At 41.6% G+C, this 17,812-nt stretch carries 13 protein-coding genes; 7 read left to right on the top strand and 6 right to left on the bottom strand.

Annotation, left to right across the window (positions count from 1 at the left end; genetic code table 11):
* Positions 1 to 523 precede the first annotated feature (523 nt).
* Positions 524 to 805: a hypothetical protein gene (locus QZ488_RS17725; RefSeq protein WP_293751294.1), complete on the bottom strand. Its 282-nt coding sequence runs from the start codon at positions 803 to 805 to the stop codon at positions 524 to 526.
* Between the two features lie 247 nt (positions 806 to 1,052).
* Here QZ488_RS17725 and QZ488_RS17720 point away from each other — a divergent pair, with 247 nt between their 5' ends.
* On the top strand, positions 1,053 to 2,018 hold the full coding sequence (locus tag QZ488_RS17720; RefSeq protein ID WP_293751292.1) for an integron integrase: 966 nt from the start codon (positions 1,053 to 1,055) through the stop codon (positions 2,016 to 2,018).
* On the opposite strand, the gene QZ488_RS17715 is transcribed toward QZ488_RS17720, so the two are convergent.
* From QZ488_RS17715 to nirB, 5 genes are all read right to left on the bottom strand, one after another.
* Positions 2,015 to 3,070 carry a glycosyl transferase family protein gene (locus QZ488_RS17715; RefSeq protein ID WP_293751290.1) on the bottom strand — a complete coding sequence of 352 codons (1,056 nt, stop codon included), beginning with the start codon at positions 3,068 to 3,070 and terminating at the stop codon, positions 2,015 to 2,017. The genes QZ488_RS17720 and QZ488_RS17715 overlap by 4 nt on opposite strands.
* Positions 3,071 to 3,181: 111 nt before the next feature.
* Positions 3,182 to 4,132 (bottom strand): uroporphyrinogen-III C-methyltransferase, encoded by a 951-nt coding sequence (gene cobA / locus QZ488_RS17710; RefSeq protein ID WP_293751288.1) that lies wholly within the window; start codon positions 4,130 to 4,132, stop codon positions 3,182 to 3,184.
* Entirely contained in the window at positions 4,129 to 6,834 is a 2,706-nt protein-coding gene (locus QZ488_RS17705; RefSeq protein WP_293751286.1) for a nitrate reductase, read from the bottom strand. Before QZ488_RS17705 ends, cobA begins: the two co-directional genes overlap by 4 nt.
* Positions 6,835 to 6,888: 54 nt before the next feature.
* On the bottom strand, positions 6,889 to 7,236 hold the full coding sequence (gene nirD / locus QZ488_RS17700; protein WP_293751284.1) for a nitrite reductase small subunit NirD: 348 nt from the start codon (positions 7,234 to 7,236) through the stop codon (positions 6,889 to 6,891).
* 11 nt (positions 7,237 to 7,247) lie between these two features.
* On the bottom strand, positions 7,248 to 9,818 hold the full coding sequence (gene nirB, locus QZ488_RS17695; RefSeq protein ID WP_293751282.1) for a nitrite reductase large subunit NirB: 2,571 nt from the start codon (positions 9,816 to 9,818) through the stop codon (positions 7,248 to 7,250).
* A 393-nt stretch (positions 9,819 to 10,211) separates the two neighbouring features.
* Between nirB and QZ488_RS17690 the strand changes: the two genes are divergently transcribed.
* The 6 genes from QZ488_RS17690 to QZ488_RS17665 all read left to right on the top strand — a co-directional run bounded on the left by QZ488_RS17690 (position 10,212) and on the right by QZ488_RS17665 (position 17,586).
* Positions 10,212 to 11,072: a TraB/GumN family protein gene (locus QZ488_RS17690; RefSeq protein WP_293751280.1), complete on the top strand. Its 861-nt coding sequence runs from the start codon at positions 10,212 to 10,214 to the stop codon at positions 11,070 to 11,072.
* Positions 11,073 to 11,244: 172 nt separating this feature from the next.
* A complete protein-coding gene (gene moeA / locus QZ488_RS17685) occupies positions 11,245 to 12,480 on the top strand; it encodes a molybdopterin molybdotransferase MoeA (protein WP_293751278.1) in 1,236 nt (411 codons plus the stop codon).
* Positions 12,481 to 12,650: 170 nt separating this feature from the next.
* Complete coding sequence (locus tag QZ488_RS17680; protein ID WP_293751276.1) at positions 12,651 to 14,012, top strand: MATE family efflux transporter; 1,362 nt, start codon at positions 12,651 to 12,653, stop codon at positions 14,010 to 14,012.
* Positions 14,013 to 14,024: 12 nt separating this feature from the next.
* On the top strand, positions 14,025 to 14,462 hold the full coding sequence (locus tag QZ488_RS17675; protein WP_293751274.1) for an MOSC domain-containing protein: 438 nt from the start codon (positions 14,025 to 14,027) through the stop codon (positions 14,460 to 14,462).
* 224 nt (positions 14,463 to 14,686) lie between these two features.
* On the top strand, positions 14,687 to 16,918 hold the full coding sequence (locus QZ488_RS17670) for an EAL domain-containing protein (RefSeq protein WP_293751273.1): 2,232 nt from the start codon (positions 14,687 to 14,689) through the stop codon (positions 16,916 to 16,918).
* Between the two features lie 134 nt (positions 16,919 to 17,052).
* On the top strand, positions 17,053 to 17,586 hold the full coding sequence (locus QZ488_RS17665) for a DUF2780 domain-containing protein (RefSeq protein ID WP_293751271.1): 534 nt from the start codon (positions 17,053 to 17,055) through the stop codon (positions 17,584 to 17,586).
* The last annotated feature ends 226 nt before the right edge of the window (positions 17,587 to 17,812 follow it).

The following is a 17,812-nucleotide window of genomic DNA, read 5'->3' as shown; positions in this document are numbered from 1 at the left end:
CCTGAAGGCGAGTAACGAAGTACCCTTTGTATACTTTGATATAAATGCATCTTCGAATTTTCATATAGGGGTATAACGCTTCTAAGCACCAGCGCGCGCTTTTTGCGCGTCTGAGTGCCTTTGTTTGTTAGCTTTTTATTTTGACTTCTACTTTGTTTTTCCTGAAATACCAAAGCATTACAGGAATTTCGATCAGTGCGTAAGTAATCAATGTAAACCAAAACCAATTTACTTGACCAAATATCAAGCTAAATTCTTGGCCTGTGCCCCAATATTTTGAACCGACAATTACAAGTGCCAGCCCAGAAGCAAAAATGTCATAAAACGATATTCGATTGAAGCTATTCCCTGCCAGTTTCGGGTAAACAGACAGGTACGCCACAAATACAATTACTAAATTTAGGACTATAACTAAAAACTCAATACTTCCCATTAGTTCCGATGTCTCCGATTAAAAGCTAACGCTTCGAATATGCGGCGCGCGCTGTTTGCGCGTCGGCCATGATTTGTTTGTTATACGTAATTATCTACCGTACTTTAATTCTATTAGTTGTTTTAATAAATCGGTACGTTCAACATTTGAATAGCCTATACTCGCCATCGATGATGCGATAAACATGAAGTGCATATTTGACCAACTACCACCATCTAACCAGACAGTAAAAATATAATAAAGCGTTAGCGCACCCAAAGTCATGTATGGCACGAAACCAAGTCGATGAAACTTTTTTTCGATTTTTTGAATTTGCTCCATCTTTTTATATTCATTGAGGGCTTTGACATCTTCTATTGAATTTAACTCCATCTACCAACTCTCCTTTACGTATAACAATATTAATAGCCGGAAAAGTTCCGTGTTTAAACACGGAACTTTTCCGGCTTTCTACATTACCTATTTCTACCACAGCCACTAACCCCTTGTACAGGTTAACTTTATTACCTTTTCGTAAATAAGTGATTGTGGAAACACGGACTTTTTCCTAGATCTTGCTGTTATCCGGAAGTTTTACTATAACTGTATATACATACATATTAAAAGTAAGGAAACTTTTATGCCTAAATCAATGTTTTTGAATATGATAAAAGATGAGATGTTTAAGTTACGTTATGCGAAACGTACTATTGAAGCTTACTTAAAATGGATCAGTAGTTACATCCATTTCCATCAGAAAAAACACCCTAATCTAATGCACGATAAAGAGGTAGAAGCCTTTCTTTCACACTTGGTGTTAGAGCTTGATGTAGCGGCAGCGACACAAAAGTCTGCATTGAATGCCTTAGCTTTTTTGTATCGAGATATTATTCATCAGCCTTTAAATTTGAAGCTCAACTTTGTTAAAAGTACGCGTCAGCAAAAACTACCCGTGGTGTTGACCACAGATGAAATGCGTAGGTTATTAGCAGTCGTCAATGTACAACAGAAACTAGCCGTATGTATTTTGTATGCTAGCGGTTTGCGTTTAATGGAATGTATAAGATTGAGAGTCCAAGATATCGATTTTGACTTTAAATCTATTCGAATTTGGAATGGTAAAGGAGGCAAACATCGGGTGGTCACTCTGGCTGATGAGCTTGTTCCTTCTCTTCGACAACAAATTGTTGTAGTCAAACAATATTTGGATGCAGATTTGTCAAACCCCGAATACAGTGGTGTGTATTTACCCCATCGTCTAAGGCTAAAATTTAAAAAGGCCAATCGTTCACTACAATGGCAATACCTGTTTGCGTCTCGGCAATTGTCGAAAGATCCAGAGGATCAACCATTAAGACGTCATCATATTGATGAATCCACCGTGCAAAAAGCAATTCGTTTTGCCGCAAAAAAAGCCCATATTGACAAACACGTCACCCCACACACCCTACGCCACTCATTCGCCACCCACTTACTCCAATCAGGTGCCGATATTCGAACAGTGCAAGATCAATTAGGTCACGCTGATTTACGCACCACTCAAATCTATACGCATATTTTGCAGCGAGGTGGTAACTCAGTAGTCAGTCCGTTGTCTAGGCTTTAGTGCGCGTAATGTTTACCAGTAGTATCAAAAGGTGTGCTTTGTGCCCCCGCATCTGGCAACGCAACAGGCCACGTTTTATCACGCCCTTGCCACATAACTTCTGCTTGTTGATAGGCCTGTGCCCATTCAAGTTTATTCACTAGTACTAACATCACACTTAAAGTGCCCACCACCGCATGGTTTGCGTAAGTATCGTCTGCTAAACCAGTCCAAACATCGATCAGTTGTTTGGCGTCTAATGCTTGTGGTTTGGTGATAAAGGTTTCACAGGTGGCATTCACATCAGTACATTCTTGTTTTGCACTTCGACTAATATGTAAGGTCACATCACGCAGTGGATTAAATTCAATTTCGCCGCCCTCGCCTCTAAAACACAGTACATTTTGATCCTTCAACAAGGCGGCGGTTTTACGGTGTTTTTCATCTACCAGACGATGAAATATACCTTGTAGGCTGTGGCTTGCATTTGACGGGTTTAACATTCTGGCTAAGGTGTTGGCGCACGAGCGTAAACCAAATTGTTCGCGCAACTGAATAATATCGTCGAGTTGCGGGTTTATCTGTTTTAAGTCCATATAGGCAAAACCGAACGTGTCTAAGGCAACGTCAGCTTCGGCTGGGTTTTGGGCGATATCAAAACCTAATTGGGGTAAGACTTCTTTTAAATACAAACGTTTTGAATCAGGCTCGTGGGTGCCATGCAAAAATATGCGTTTACCACTTTGTGCAAGTAACAAAACGGCCAACAAAAACCAAGGTAGATGCCTGCGTTTACCCGCGTAACAGCCCATGTCTAAATCAACGGTAAGTGCAGTTAGGTTAGTCGGCGTATAAGCGCGAAACGCCTGACTAAAACCGGCTAGCTCTTCTGCGGTTTCTTCTCTGACCCGCAGCAACATTAAAAACGCCCCTTTTTGTTCCGCAGTGGCTTGGCCATTAATTAACATACTCATGGCTTGATAAGCTTCTTGTTGAGTCAGTGTGCGCCCTGCCCTTTGGCCTCGGCCAATAATGCGAATAAAGTCTTTAAAGTCTGTTGGGGTGTCTGTCATGGTTTGAAATTCTGATCTACTGTATTGGATATTCTACCTTGAATTGACTGGCCAATTAAACAAAACCTATCAGCGTAAAATCGTATTAGTTAGGCCTTACGTTGGCGTTAGTTAAGTGCCAACGCTCAATGCATTGACTGATTGAGACAACAACGACAAGTTGACCTCGTGACGTTTATTCACCACCTCACCTACTATGGTCACAGCTGGGCCTTGAAAATTTTGCTCGGTCACGCGTTGGGCGATATTCTGTAATGTGCCTACACATACTTGTTGTTGTGTTGTCGACGCTTGGTCAATCACGGCAACCGGTGTACTTGCAGGCAACCCGTGGGTTTCGAGACGCTGCATAATAGTATCGATGCGTTTAAGCCCCATGTAAAACACTAAGGTTTCGCCATTGTTGGCAGAGTGAGACGCACTGGCTCCAGCCACCAGCGCTTGCCAATTTGGTTCGTCGCTGGCTGATTTTAAGTGCGCGGTAATAAAACGCACTGATTGCGCGCATTCTCGGTGTGTAAGCGGAATACCCGCATAGGCCGATGCGCCAGAAGCAGCAGTAATACCCGGCACTATGGCAAAGTCGATTTGATGCTTAGCTAAAATTTCACACTCTTCAGCGGCTCGGGCAAATATAGCGGGGTCACCGCCTTTTAAACGTACGATGTTTTTACCGGTTAATGCCACGTCTAGCATTAACTGACAAATATCGGCTTGTTGCATACTGTGCTGGCCGCACTTTTTACCGACAAACACCCGTTCAACATGACTTGGGATCATATTGATAATGTCGGGGTTAACCAACCAGTCGTACATCACAACATCGGCTTGTTGAATTAACCGATGGGCTTTTAAGGTTAATAATTCTGCATCACCTGGCCCTGCACCAATTAAATACACATGGCCTTTGTCAGCTCGTTTGTGCGGTTGAATACGCTGCTGACCAGGGAAATATTGGTTTAACCAATTGGGCACTAGCTGATTTGAATTGATTTTAACCCGTGAAAACAACTGTTGTAGTGCAGAAACGCCCCAAGGCAACAACATTTTTTCTGTACTCATGATAAGGCCTCCAAGGCGATTAACTGATCTTGTTCAATATTCAGTTTTTTGACGGCATGTTGTTTAACCATTTGACTGAGTTCAGATTTACACGAACCACAGTTGGTACCGCATTGTAGTGTGCGACCTAAACTGTCTACTGAGTCACAGCCCGATTTGATGGCGTCGACAATGCTATTTTCGCCCACTTTAAAACAACTACAGACCAATTTACCTTGGGTAAACTGTGCATCAGGTTGTTTGTTTAACACACCGTGTAATTGTTCAGCGGTGACATTGTCGCTGTTGAGCACACTATTGATCCAACTAGCGTCTACCTCCATGTTATTCGGTGAGATAAACATGACTAACGACATCACACCTTGGCGCATGGCGCAGGTACTGTTTAAGTGTGGGCCTGCGGTATTGATCCATTCATCGTACAACGGCAGCTGTAACTGCAAGTCGTGTTTAATGTTTGCTGGCTCTTGGTCAGTAGCAAAAAACACCCGTTGACCTTTCTCTACTGGGCAAGTGACAAAATAATCAAAATACTGCCTTAATAACTCGACATTAAGATCTTGCTGGATAAACAGTTGACCATAATGTTGATAATTCACCTTTTGCAGTTTAATCGCAGCGTGTTTCAGCTCAGGTTGGCCAGATAGTTTGTCGTTTGCATCGGTATAAAGCATCGTAATATTGGCACTGGATGCATTGCTAGCACTCCAATGAATAGGCGCAAACACTTCTCCGCATCGTTGATTGTCGTCAATGACTACAGGCAACAACACTGGGGGTGTCTCAGCGACAACATGTTCAGCACTTAGGCTAACTAAATCATCATGTTTTAAATCTAAACTTGCAGCATCTTTTGAATGCATAGCCAAATACGGACGGCTAACGTGTGAGGTTAATTCAGACGTTTTACCCGTACGGGTCATGGTATGCCACTGGTCGCGCACTCGGCCGCTGTTCAATACAAAAGGAAAATCACTATTGGTCTGCTGTTCTGGTGCTGAAAATTTGGTGAGTACAAACTGTGCTTTGCCGCTTTTGGTATAGAATTGCCCGTCTGTGAACAAACGTTTTGTACCATAAGGGGCAGACTGATTAACTGGCCATTGCACCGGTTTTAAACGGTTATATTGAGTTTCTGTTAAATCGCACAAACTAGACAGGTCTAGATCACGGCTACCATGATTGTCTGCCTGCGTTAACCCTGTGTATTCGGCAAATATTTGGCTGGGTGAATCAAAGTTAAAGCCCTTTGCAAAACCCATGGCTTTGGCGACGTCACATATGATCTGCCAATCGTGTTTCGCCTCGCCACTGGCAGGTAATAAACCGCGCTGACGAGAAATACGCCGTTCGGAATTGGTGACTGTGCCGTCTTTTTCTGACCATCCAGTTGCAGGTAATGCAATATGAGCAAAATCTAGGGTATCGTTTTTAGCCACACAATCAGACACCACTACCAACTCACACTTTTTTAATGCCTCAGCAATTTTTTGTCGGTTGGGCATACTCACCATAGGGTTTGTCGCTATGATCCACACAGCTTTGACTTTGCCGCTGTTGATATTGTCAAACAAATCGACTGCTTTTAGTCCCTGCTCGGTTGCGATAGTAGGAGACTGCCAATAACTTTGTACTGTTTGACGATGTTGAGGGTTGTCGATGTCCATATGGCAAGCCAACATATTAGCTAAGCCACCCACTTCGCGGCCACCCATTGCATTCGGTTGACCCGTTAACGAAAAAGGTCCACAGCCTTCTCGGCCAATTTTGCCTGTGGCTAAATGGCTGTTGATGATGCTGTTCGCTTTATCGGTACCAGAGGAAGATTGATTCACGCCCATACAATAAGCAGTGACCACTTTATCGGTTTGTGCAAATAATTGATAAAAACTCAGCAACACTTGTTCACTAATGTCACATTGAAGAGCGACTTTACTCAGGGTCCATAACTCACAATGACTCAGCACTTGCTCAAAACCCTGGGTATTGGCAGTAATGTAATTGGTGTTTAACGCATCGTGGCTAGCTAAATAAGCCAATAAACCATTAAACAAAACAACATCGGTACCGGGTTTAATCGCTAAATGAAGATCTGCCAACTCAGATGTGGCAGTTTTGCGTGGATCGATTGTCACCACTTGCATATCAGGGTTAAGTTTTTTGGCTCTTTCGATACGCTGAAATAATACAGGGTGTGTCCAAGCAGCGTTTGAGCCCACTAAGATCAGTAATTCGGTTTGTTCTAAATCTTCGTAACAACATGGCACGGCATCGGCACCAAACGCTCGTTTGTAGGCGGCCACTGCAGACGACATACATAATCTCGAATTGGTATCGATATTGGCACTGCCGATATAACCTTTCATTAATTTATTGGCCACGTAATAATCTTCAGTCAGCAGCTGACCTGACACATAAAACGCCACCGAATCAGGGCCATGCTGTGCAATGATTTGATTAAATTGACTGGCGACTTGTTCAATCGCCTCATCCCAACTGGCTTTTTTACCTGCAATCATGGGGCTGAGTAAGCGGCCTGATGCTGAGTTGGTTTCGAGTAGTTTGTTGCCCTTAACACACAAACGACCAAAGTTAGCCGGATGATCGCTACTGCCTTTAAGGTCTGTTAATTTCTTATCCGCGCTAATTTGCACCTCTACACCACAACCCACTCCGCAATAGGGACAAGTTGTGCTCAGCATAGAAGGTGCACTACATGGGAGTGACGTTTGTTTGGGATGGCTAGAGGGCATCAACTAGTCAACCAACTGCAACTGTACTTGGTTTTGTTCGATACGCACTGGGTAGACAACCAATTTAATCGCTTCGTCATCAAGGCATAGACCTGACACTAAGCAATAGCGCTGTTTATAAAGTGGTGAAATGATGACATTTACCTTTTCCACCGAGCCTAATAACCCTCTATATAATACATTGGCTTTGCCAATAGGATCCCAGTTACTCACTGCAAAAACCTGTTCACTGTTGGCGCTTTTAATCTTGAACAAAGCAATTTGCTGCTCATTTAATAAAGCGCATACACCAGAGTTAGTGACTAAATCAGTGTCACTACAAACTGTTATCCATTTATCTTGTGTACTCATGATTTGTCTCCTTAAACTAATTCTGTGGCAAGTTCAGTGTCTTTTTCTTCACTGACTTGCGCTTGGCTAAATTGCTGTTTTTCTGATTCAGTTGCAGGGCGAATTTGTTCACGCTCTTCCACAAACACAATGTTTAGATCAGATTTATCACTGTTAACAAACTGACGGAAACGTTTACGAGATTGTTCGCTTTCAATCGCGGTTTTCCACTCACACTGGTAGGTATCAACCACGTTTTGCATCTGCGCTTCAAGCTCTTCACCTAAACCTAGCGAGTCTTCAATCACCACTTGTTGCAAATAGGCTAAACCGCCCTCAAGGTTTTCCATCCATACCGAAGTACGTTGCAAACGATCGCCCGTTCTTACGTAAAACATCAGTACTCTGTCAATGTATTTAACCAAGGTTTCAGTGTCTAAGTCGGTTGCAAACAAATCGCCATGCCGTGGTTTCATACCACCGTTACCACAGACATATAAGTTCCAGCCGTTTTCAGTGGCAATCACCCCAATATCTTTGCTTTGTGCCTCTGCGCATTCTCGGGTACACCCTGACACCGCAAATTTTATTTTGTGAGGTGCGCGTAAACCTTTGTAACGATTTTCCAAATCGATGGCTTGGCCTACGGAGTCTTGCACACCATAACGACACCAAGTACTGCCTACACAGGATTTTACCGTTCTTAGCGCCTTAGCGTAGGCATGGCCGGTTTCAAACCCCGCTTCGATAAGGGTTTGCCAAATAGCGGGAAGTTGTTCAACACGGGCGCCAAATAAATCAATACGCTGTCCACCAGTGATCTTGGTATACAACTTATAATCTTTAGCGACTTGGCCTAATACAATCAGTTTTTCTGGAGTGATTTCACCACCAGCAATACGTGGTATGACGGAATAGGTGCCGTCTTTTTGCATATTACCTAGGTATGTATCGTTAGTGTCTTGCAAACTAACATGGTCGGGCTTGAGTATAAAATCATTCCATACAGAGGCTAAAATCGATGCACTGACGGGTTTACAAATTTCACAACCCAAACCTTTACCATGCTTTTCTAATAATTCATCAAAGGTTTTGATACCCCCCACTTTGACGAGGTGAAACATTTCTTGCCTTGAATAGGCAAAATGTTCACAAATGTCTTTTTTGACTTCCACACCACGTTTAGTTAATTCGCTGTCTACTACCGTTTTAAGCAGTGCTGTACATCCGCCACAACCACTGCTGGCTTTAGTACAGGCTTTAATGTCTGCTAAGTTACAGCTGCCGGTATCAAAAGCCTGAATAATGTCGCCTTTTGATACGTTGTGACATGAACAAATAGTCGCAGTATCGGGTAAGGCATCAGCTCCTAGTCCAGGTGCGGCACCTTCACCGGCTGGTAAAATAAGGCTTTCAGGGTGTTCGGGTAACTCGATATCGTTTAATGCATATTGCAGTAAGGTGTCATAGTCACTGGTGTCTCCTATGAGCACAGCGCCGAGTAATTTTTTCTGTTGGGAGTCGACCACAATTTTTTTGTAGACTTCTAATGGTTGATTTTCGTAGGTATAGCATAACGCCCCGTCGGTTCTGGCATGGGCATCACCAATTGAGCCTACTTCCACCCCCATGAGTTTTAGTTTAGTGCTCATGTCAGCACCTTGAAAAGCCACATCGCCACCAATAATATGGCTAGCGGCCGCTCTGGCCATGGTGTAACCGGGTGCAACCAAACCAAAGATAAAATTGTTCCATAGTGCACATTCACCAATAGCGTAGATATCAGGCTCACTGGTTAAACATTGATCGTTGACCACAATGCCACCACGCTCACCTATGGCAATGTCAAACTCTCGGGCTAAGGCGTCTTGTGGGCGAATACCCGCCGAGAATAAGATCATGTCGGTTTCTAATACTTCACCATCGGCAAAACACATTTTATAGCGACAGGTTTCACCGGCTTCAATGCTTTGTGTGGCTTTTTGGGTATGAACTTGTACACCTAGAGATTCGATTTTACTGCGTAATACTCGACCACCCCCGTTATCGACTTGCACTGCCATTAACTGTGGGGCAAATTCAACCACATGGGTTTGTAAACCTGCTTCTTTTAATGCATTAGCGGCTTCTAAACCTAATAGGCCACCGCCTACGACCACACCTACTTTACTAACGGCAGATGACGCACTGATATTTTCTAGGTCTTCTATCGTACGGTATACCAAACAGTGGGGTTGATCGTTGCCAGGGATTGGTGGAACAAAAGGAAACGAGCCCGTTGACAATACAAGTTTGTCGTACGCAAACACCTCTCCAGCTTCGGTTGTGACCGATTTAGCCAACTTATCGATATTGACAACCTTGGCGTTCAAAGCAAACTTAACATTGTGCTCGTGATAATATTCTGGCGTGGTCAACGCTAACTCATCAGCTGTTTTACCAGAAAAATATTCGGATAAATGTACACGGTCGTAAGCAAGCCTCGGCTCTGCAGACAACACTACAATATCTAACTGTGTGTTTGTGTCTGCAATATTTTCTTGTATCAGTTGGTCAACAAAATGATGCCCCACCATGCCATTGCCTACTACTACTATCCGCATGTTATTCCCGCTGTGTACATTAATTAAGTTCGACATGAGCCACCTTTGATTATCTTATGCGCAAAAAAAAGCCCACCATTCCAGTTCAGGAACGTGTGGGCTTCTTTGCCAAATCATCTTGCATACATTTTTGTATATAAAACGAGTTAAAATTTGGTCACAATTGACATTGTTGAGTTACTTAATACAGAAATAGTGCCAACTATTATCATCATATAATTCATGTAGTTAGGAATGATTTATTCTATAAACACTTGAAAACATGCTCCTATATAATGCAATAGCACCAAGTTGGGGCAGCATGAAAAATCTTAGTCTTGTTGCGTTAAACACCCATGCAAGGCTATTCTTCAGCGGCTTTCCCTATACACAATGAAAGGATGTAGTTACAAAATGATATTGATAAGAGCACTCGCACTCAGCACCAGCCTAATATTAACTTTTAGCCTGCAAGCAGCATCGGTTTGGAAGGTATCGAATGGGCAACATAGTCTTTTTATTGGTGGCACTATGCATGTTCTAACCCCAAAAGATTACCCTTTGGCAAAAGAATATGATTTGGCCTTCAACGCCTCGGATAAAGTAATTTTTGAAACAGACATGCATGCAGTGAGCACGCCAGAGTTTACTCAAAAAATGATGAGTCTTATGATGTACAACGATGGCACTACAATCAATAACGTATTGCAGCCTGAGACCTATCAAGCACTTGCTATACATTTGTCATCACGACAAATACCTATGCAGGCATTTGCCTCTTACAAGCCTAATTTACTCTCCATTACCCTGACTTTTATCGAGCTGAAAGCGATGGGGTATACCCGTGAAGGTGTAGATTTGTTTTTTTCAAAAATGGCTAACGCCCAAGAAAAAGAACAAGGTTGGTTAGAAACACCTGACGAACAATTAGCCTTTTTGGCTAACTTAGGCGGTGGCGATCCCAATGCCATGATCGAATACACCTTAAAGGATATTAATAATATGCCAGAGATGTTTGGTCAGTTACATTCAACCTGGCTTGCAGGAGATATGTTAGGAATGGAACAGGTGGGGATCACACCTTTTAAAGATGATTATCCTCAAATTTATCAAGATTTGTTGGTCACACGTAACAACAACTGGGTACCTAAAATAATCGAGATGCTAAATGACAAACCCATTGAGTTTATCTTGGTTGGCGCATTACATCTTTCAGGACCTGATAGCGTGTTGGCAACACTAAAAGCCAGTGGTTACAAAATCGAGAAATTATGACAATTGAAACGGTATTGATCTAAGTAGAGTACCGTTTATTTTGGTGGTTTTCAGCTAACAAAGACAGAAATAGCATGACTCGCGGTATCGGTTATGATGCTTTTTTGAGATAGTTAGCTCAGTCTATTTCAGCATTCAATTATCCAATATTCTAAAGGCAGTATTAAAGTCAATGATCCAAACCTGTGACAGTCCCAACCCAAATGGTTCCGCGCTTTTACCGATAAAAGAAGCGATTGCCAAGATGTTTGCCCATATCAAGCCAATAGAAGATAACAACGATTTACCTCTTCAAAATGCACTTGGTAGAGTCTTAGCTGCAGATGTTATTTCAAGCATTGATGTGCCTCCAGCAGATAATTCAGCAATGGATGGTTATGCGATGGATCATCAATCGTTATCCCAGCACAATAAGTTGAAAATGGTCGGTGGAGCTTTGGCAGGTCAACCGTTCAATAAAACCTTATTAGCTGGGCAATGTATTAGGATCATGACTGGTGCGATTATTCCTGAAGGTGCTGATGCGGTTATCATGCAGGAAAATACAACGGTCGATGGCGACAATATTGTATTCAATCAAATCCCTGAAAAAGGCAATAGTGTACGCAAAGCCGGCGAAGATATTCAGCGCGGACAAGTAGTCGTCGCCTCTGGCACAAAACTTAAGGCGTCTCATCTCGCGTTGATTGCATCGGTGGGTGTTGATCACGTTAGGGTAACGCGTAAATTAAAAATTGGCCTAATTGCCACTGGAGATGAATTAACTCCACCCGGTCAAGATTTAGTACCGGGTGCGATTTATGAAAGTAACCGATTCGCCCTCAATGGCTTGTTATCAGACTTCCCAGTGGAGGTTATTGATATGGGTATAATCAAAGATGACAAATCTAGCTTACGAGCCGCATTTGTCCAAGCCGACAATGAATGTGACTTAGTCCTTTCGTGTGGTGGCGTGTCAGTAGGCGAAGCAGACTACGTCAAAGAAGTTTTAGCAGAACTCGGTAATATTAACTTTTGGAAAGTAGCGATTAAACCCGGAAAACCTTTTGCTTTTGGTCAATTAAAGCAGGCTTGGTTTTGCGGGTTACCGGGTAATCCCGTATCGTCATATGTGACATTTGAGCAGCTAGTCACGCCCATATTGCAAACATTAAGCGGTCAAACATTGTCACCCACACCACATTTTATTGCCAAGGCTGCCGGTATTATAAAGAAACGACCAGGACGAGCAGATTACCAAAGAGGTATCTTTTATCGTGACGAAAGTGGTGAGTTATGGGTAAAACCCAATGGTAAACAGGGTTCTGGGATCATGAGTTCAATCGCTAATGCTAATTGTTATATGGCACTAGAGCAGGATATAGGGGATGTTCAAGTGGGTGAAAACGTAAATATACAGCCGTTTTAAGCTACGAGCTACGAGCTACGAGCTACGAGCTACGAGCTACGCAGGAAATGATATAAGACTAAATAAAAAGTAAAGTGTGATTGCCAACAAACGTAATCTTTTAACACTTTTCTTTAAGCTCGCGGCTCGAAGCTAATAACTCGGAGCTGCTTTTATAAAAGAGACCAGTTTTGGCATTTAAAAAAGAATTAAAAACGATTTGTCATTTGGCATGGCCTTTACTGGTAGCGCAAATTACGCAAACCTTGATGGGTGTGTCAGATACAATTATGGCAGGTCGTTATTCAGCTACCGATATGGCCGCCGTCGCCATAGGGTTTGGCTTTACCTTGCCGATCATTGTGTTTATTCAGGGGATCACCCTTGCCCTACCCCCCATTATTTCACGTTTTAATGGCTCAAAACAAATTGATAAAGTGGCTAACTATACGCATCAAATGGTGTGGCTAGCCTTAGCTTTTTCTATCCTTGCGGTGTTGTTTGGTTTTGCCTTTGAACCTGTGATGAAATACATCCAAATGGAAGAGGAACTGCGTCGAATTACCATCGATTACATTCACTATATTTTGTATTCCATGCCCGCTTTTGCTTTGTATCAAGTGCTTCGAAATTATTGTGAGGGGCTGTCAATTACCAAACCAAGCATGTTAATTATGGGCATAGGTTTATTCGTCAATATACCGGCTAACTATGTGCTAATTTACGGCAAGCTTGGTTTGCCAGAAATGGGTGGTGCGGGTTGTGGTGTAGCTACCGCGTTAGTTTTTGTTGCGATGTTCCTTGCTACTTGGTTATATACATTTAAATCCGAAAAGTTGGCTAGGTATAACTTGTATCTCAAATTATATCGTCCTCATTATCAAGACATGATGGAATGTATGAAACTGGGTTTACCTATTGCCATGACCATACTTTTCGAGGTCACATTGTTTGCCGCGGTGGCTATTTTATTAGCGCCTTTTGGAGCAATAGTGGTGGCGTCGCATCAGGTTGCACTGAACTTTTCTGCACTGATGTTTATGATCCCATTAAGCATCGGTATGGCTACCAGTATTCGTATTGGGCATTTGCTGGGAGAACAAAATCCTGAACAAGCAAAAATTGCTACTAAATGTGCCTTCTTTTTGGGTATCAGTATTGCTGTTTTCACCGCCACATTAACGGTAATAGGCAGTGAGTTCATTGCTAAGTTATATAGCATCGATCCACCTGTGATTGAGTTGGCATCTAGCCTGTTATTATTTGCCGCAATGTTTCAGTTTTCAGATGCGATACAGGTCATATCGGGGACTGCTCTTAGAGGTTATAAAGACACGACAGCTATGTTTTATTTAAGTTTTGTATCTTATTGGGTGGTGGGCATGACAATAGGCTGTGTTTTAGGGTTAACCGATTGGATTGTACCGAAAATGGCAGCTGCGGGTTTTTGGATTGGTTTTATATGTGGTTTAAGCACCGCGGCTGTAACCTTAGGGCTAAGACTCAAGTACATCCAAGCTAAAGTTGTGCAACTCGATAACATTAACGCCTAAAAGGAAGTCAGTATGCAATTATTGGATATCGCATTTCGCCCAAAATCTAGAGCACCCATGCAAACTAAAGCCGAGACTATGGTGAGTAAAGTAGCAGGGGTAGAACATGACTTTAGAGGTAAACCGGGCAAACGTCAGGTTACTGTGCTCAGTATTGAACAATGGCAACTTGCCTGTGACGAAGTGAAGGCAACACTGCCTTGGACGGTCAGGCGTGCAAACTTGTTGGTTGAAGGCGTTAGTTTTGATCCCAGTATGGTCGGTCAACAAATCAAGATTGGTCAGCTGATTTTATTGATTACTCGGGAAACTGATCCTTGTCCAAGAATGGATGCACAACATCAAGGGTTAACCCAAGCTCTAACCCCCGATTGGCGAGGAGGTGTTTGCTGCCGAGTGATAAGTGACGGACGAGTAAAAGTAGGTGACCAAGTGACAATTCAAAAGTAACAAGTTCATGTGATTTAAAAGAACGTCTTAGCTACTTAAAACATGACTCAAAGAATCGACCAAAAGGTGTAAGAAGCATTTGATTCCTAGACAGATTTTTATTTAAGCATATGATAGATACTAATCTGCTATTTATTGGCAATATAGAGTTTTTCTGTAAAACTGATAATTATAGCTAACGTCACAATACACATCAGAATTCAATCAATATGGGTGAATAACAGATGATAGGCAGTACTGTTATAAGCAGTAGTAAGTCAAAACTTAAGAACTTTTTTCTTGATGCCGATTCATCCGGATTATTATCCATTGTTAACATAACCAGCGTCATTTACATCATCGTGCTGGGGCTAACCTTTAAAGACTTCTACGCTGTAATGGCTAATTGGGTAGTGGCGTTTCAAGCCATTGGTGTCTCCATTATCATAGGTAATATGTTTTTGCTTTATCGAAGCAAAAACGTCCCTCTTAGCGCAAGCATCATGTTATTTTGCATACTTGTAATCCATTTAGTTAACGTAACTTTTGCCGGCGGAATTGACACAGTTCACTTTGCATGGATTTTTATCATACCTATACTCGCGGGCGGTACAATGGGCTGGAGAGGTCAGTTGTTTTTCTGGCTGATGTGCGTTTTAGGTACCATTTTTTATGCTGTTTTCCCCGAAAATTTAGACGCTTTACCTTATGAAGGAAGCATGGGTTATACCTTAATGACTCGGCTTATGTGTCTGACTATTTTTAGTTTGATTATGCTGATTTATTATTTTGTTTTAAACGATAAAATGTTGGACATAAATAAAGCACTCAGCCTTGCCTGTTTTGAAAGTAATTTATTTATGGGGGTTTTTAATTCAAACGTTCAGAGTGTTATTTTAGTCGATGTTAAAGGCAATATAGAACGGGCTAACGCCAAAGCGCACAAAACCTTTGGTTACAAAAAGGATGCCTTACTAGATTCACATATTGGGGAAATATGTCAGACAAGCAAAACATTTTCTTATGACAGTTTAGATGACATCAATGGTAAAGAAATCCTTATCACTTCGAACGATGGACATGCTTTGTGGCTAGAATACTCATCGTTAAGAGTGGCTGATGAAAATAATGAACAACATATCCTTTTAACGATTGAAGACATTAGCGAGCGTAAAAATCATGAATCGGAATTATCCTATTTAGCCCATTATGACTACTTAACCAAACTTCCAAATCGTTTATTTATTCAGCAACGCATGGGTGAAATGGTCGAGAAGGGTCAATTACAAGGACGCAAATTTTCTATTGTCTTCATTGACCTAGATAAATTTAAGAATGTAAATGATATCAAGGGTCATGAAGCTGGCGATGCAGTTTTAATTGAAGTGGCTAAACGTATTAAGAAGGTTGTTCCAAAAAGTGACGTAGTAGCAAGATTTGGTGGCGATGAATTTGTTTTACTATTGAATGATGTGACAGACGAAAAGCAAATCATTAGGTTAATAGAAACGCTACAAAACCGAATTAGCCATCCCATTATGTTTGGCGAAAATGAGTATTTCATTGGCTCAAGTGTAGGCGTTTCGCAGTTTCCAAAAGATAGCGAGGAAGTAAACGAGCTACTTAGAAAAGCAGATACAGCTATGTATAAAGCGAAATCTCTGGCTACAGGGTCATATCAATTTTACAACGTTGTGCACGACGACAGCATAAAACGCATAGTTAAGCTAGGCAGTGAACTCAATTACGCCGTTGAACGGGATGAACTAAGGTTAGTATTTCAACCAATTTACGATCAAAATGATGCTATCAGCGGTGCGGAAGCACTTATTCGATGGGAACATCCAGAACTGGGCAATATCCCTCCTGATGAATTTATCCCTCTAAGCGAAGATAACGGTCTTATTGTTCCAATCGGCCTATGGGTACTCGACCAAGCATGTAACGTGCTTAAACAATGGCATATAATGGGTTTTACGCATTTAACAATGTCAATTAACGTTTCGTATCGACAGATTAATAATGATGATTTAGTTAATGAATTAGTCCAAACCTTAAAAAAGTATGATTTACCTGGCAGTTCCATTGTGCTTGAACTCACAGAGCGTGTGTTTGCTGATGATCTGAGCTTAGTTCAAAATAACATTTTGCAGTTTTCTCAGCTTGGAGTAGACACGGCTATCGATGATTTTGGTGTGGGTTATTCGAGTTTAAGTTATCTCAAGAAAACTGACTTTAGCTCAATTAAAATAGATAGAAGTTTTGTCAAAGACATTGAAACAAACACATCAGCTCGAAACCTGTGTGCCGCTATCATGTCAATGGCATCAAGCCTCGGACTGTCGGTGACTGCTGAAGGTATTGAGGAAAAAGAACATTTATCAATTCTGAAAGAAATGAAAATAAACAAATATCAAGGTTACTACATGTCTAAACCCATAACCGCCAAAGACTTTGAAGCCTTATTAATTAAGTAACCTGAATTCTGAGTAAATCAACAAAACGACTCTTTCAGTCTAAACCACCTGTTGTTAATAATAATGACCTAATGCAATACTGTATTTAGGTTTATTGTTAGCACTGCCATTTACTAACCAAGTTGAAATTAATTATGAAAACCTCTTATTTACTGATTGTTCTATCTGCCCTCGCCTTTTCACCGCAAAGCCATGCCGAAGGTTGGTTAGACTCGATTAAAAGTATGTTAGGTATGGAAGCTGAATCACCTGCCATGCCAAACGTAACAGATATGATTAGCTCAGTCAGTGAATCAGTTGGGATCGATAAATCTCAAGCTGAAGGTGGGTTAGCATCAATATTTAACTATGCCAAAGACAACATCTCAGCTGAACAATTCAGCGGATTAAGCGATTCATTACCTGGTCTTGATTCATTAATGGGCTCAGTACCTGATATCAGCAAAATGACATCAGAAGGTGGATTAAGTGGGTTAATGGACAAAGCTGCCAATTACAATGATTCGTTAAAAGCGATGAACGAGTTGAAAAAACAGTTTGAAGCCATCGGATTAAGTCCAGAAATGATCAGTAAAGTTGTCAGTAGTGCTAAAGCGTATCTCGATACAGATGAAGGTAAAAAAATCAAAGAACAACTAATGCAAGGGTTAAGTAAGCTCTCAATATAAATTGGCTTAGGCTTGCAGAGCATAGCCAACTTTTTTCCGTCTAATGCTTAGCCATTAGACGGAATTCCCTCCCAAAATTTTAAACGTAAAAAATTCACAAAAAATTTGTTCAATGCTCAGATTCAAACCATAGTAGGTAGTAATTTTTATAGGCTATGTTTGTATTAACTGTTGTTGAACACTAAACATACCGTTTTTATTGAACTTTTCATCATTGTCCAAATAT

This window comes from uncultured Paraglaciecola sp., assembly GCF_913020055.1.
GTDB lineage: Bacteria > Pseudomonadota > Gammaproteobacteria > Enterobacterales > Alteromonadaceae > Paraglaciecola.
Note: the sequence above shows the minus strand (reverse complement) of the source record. Positions and strands in the feature narration are given on the sequence as shown.

Bases quoted from the DNA above. Each gene is read 5' to 3' on its own strand.
- QZ488_RS17665 (WP_293751271.1), top strand. From the start codon at position 17,053: ATGAAAACCTCTTATTTACTGATTGTTCTATCTGCCCTCGCCTTTTCA.
- QZ488_RS17725 (WP_293751294.1), bottom strand. From the start codon at position 805: ATGGAGTTAAATTCAATAGAAGATGTCAAAGCCCTCAATGAATATAAA.
- cobA (WP_293751288.1), bottom strand. From the start codon at position 4,132: ATGAGTACAGAAAAAATGTTGTTGCCTTGGGGCGTTTCTGCACTACAA.
- nirB (WP_293751282.1), bottom strand. From the start codon at position 9,818: ATGCGGATAGTAGTAGTAGGCAATGGCATGGTGGGGCATCATTTTGTT.
- QZ488_RS17715 (WP_293751290.1), bottom strand. From the start codon at position 3,070: ATGACAGACACCCCAACAGACTTTAAAGACTTTATTCGCATTATTGGC.
- QZ488_RS17670 (WP_293751273.1), top strand. From the start codon at position 14,687: ATGATAGGCAGTACTGTTATAAGCAGTAGTAAGTCAAAACTTAAGAAC.
- moeA (WP_293751278.1), top strand. From the start codon at position 11,245: ATGATCCAAACCTGTGACAGTCCCAACCCAAATGGTTCCGCGCTTTTA.
- nirD (WP_293751284.1), bottom strand. From the start codon at position 7,236: ATGAGTACACAAGATAAATGGATAACAGTTTGTAGTGACACTGATTTA.
- QZ488_RS17690 (WP_293751280.1), top strand. From the start codon at position 10,212: ATGATATTGATAAGAGCACTCGCACTCAGCACCAGCCTAATATTAACT.
- QZ488_RS17675 (WP_293751274.1), top strand. From the start codon at position 14,025: ATGCAATTATTGGATATCGCATTTCGCCCAAAATCTAGAGCACCCATG.
- QZ488_RS17720 (WP_293751292.1), top strand. From the start codon at position 1,053: ATGCCTAAATCAATGTTTTTGAATATGATAAAAGATGAGATGTTTAAG.
- QZ488_RS17705 (WP_293751286.1), bottom strand. From the start codon at position 6,834: ATGCTGAGCACAACTTGTCCCTATTGCGGAGTGGGTTGTGGTGTAGAG.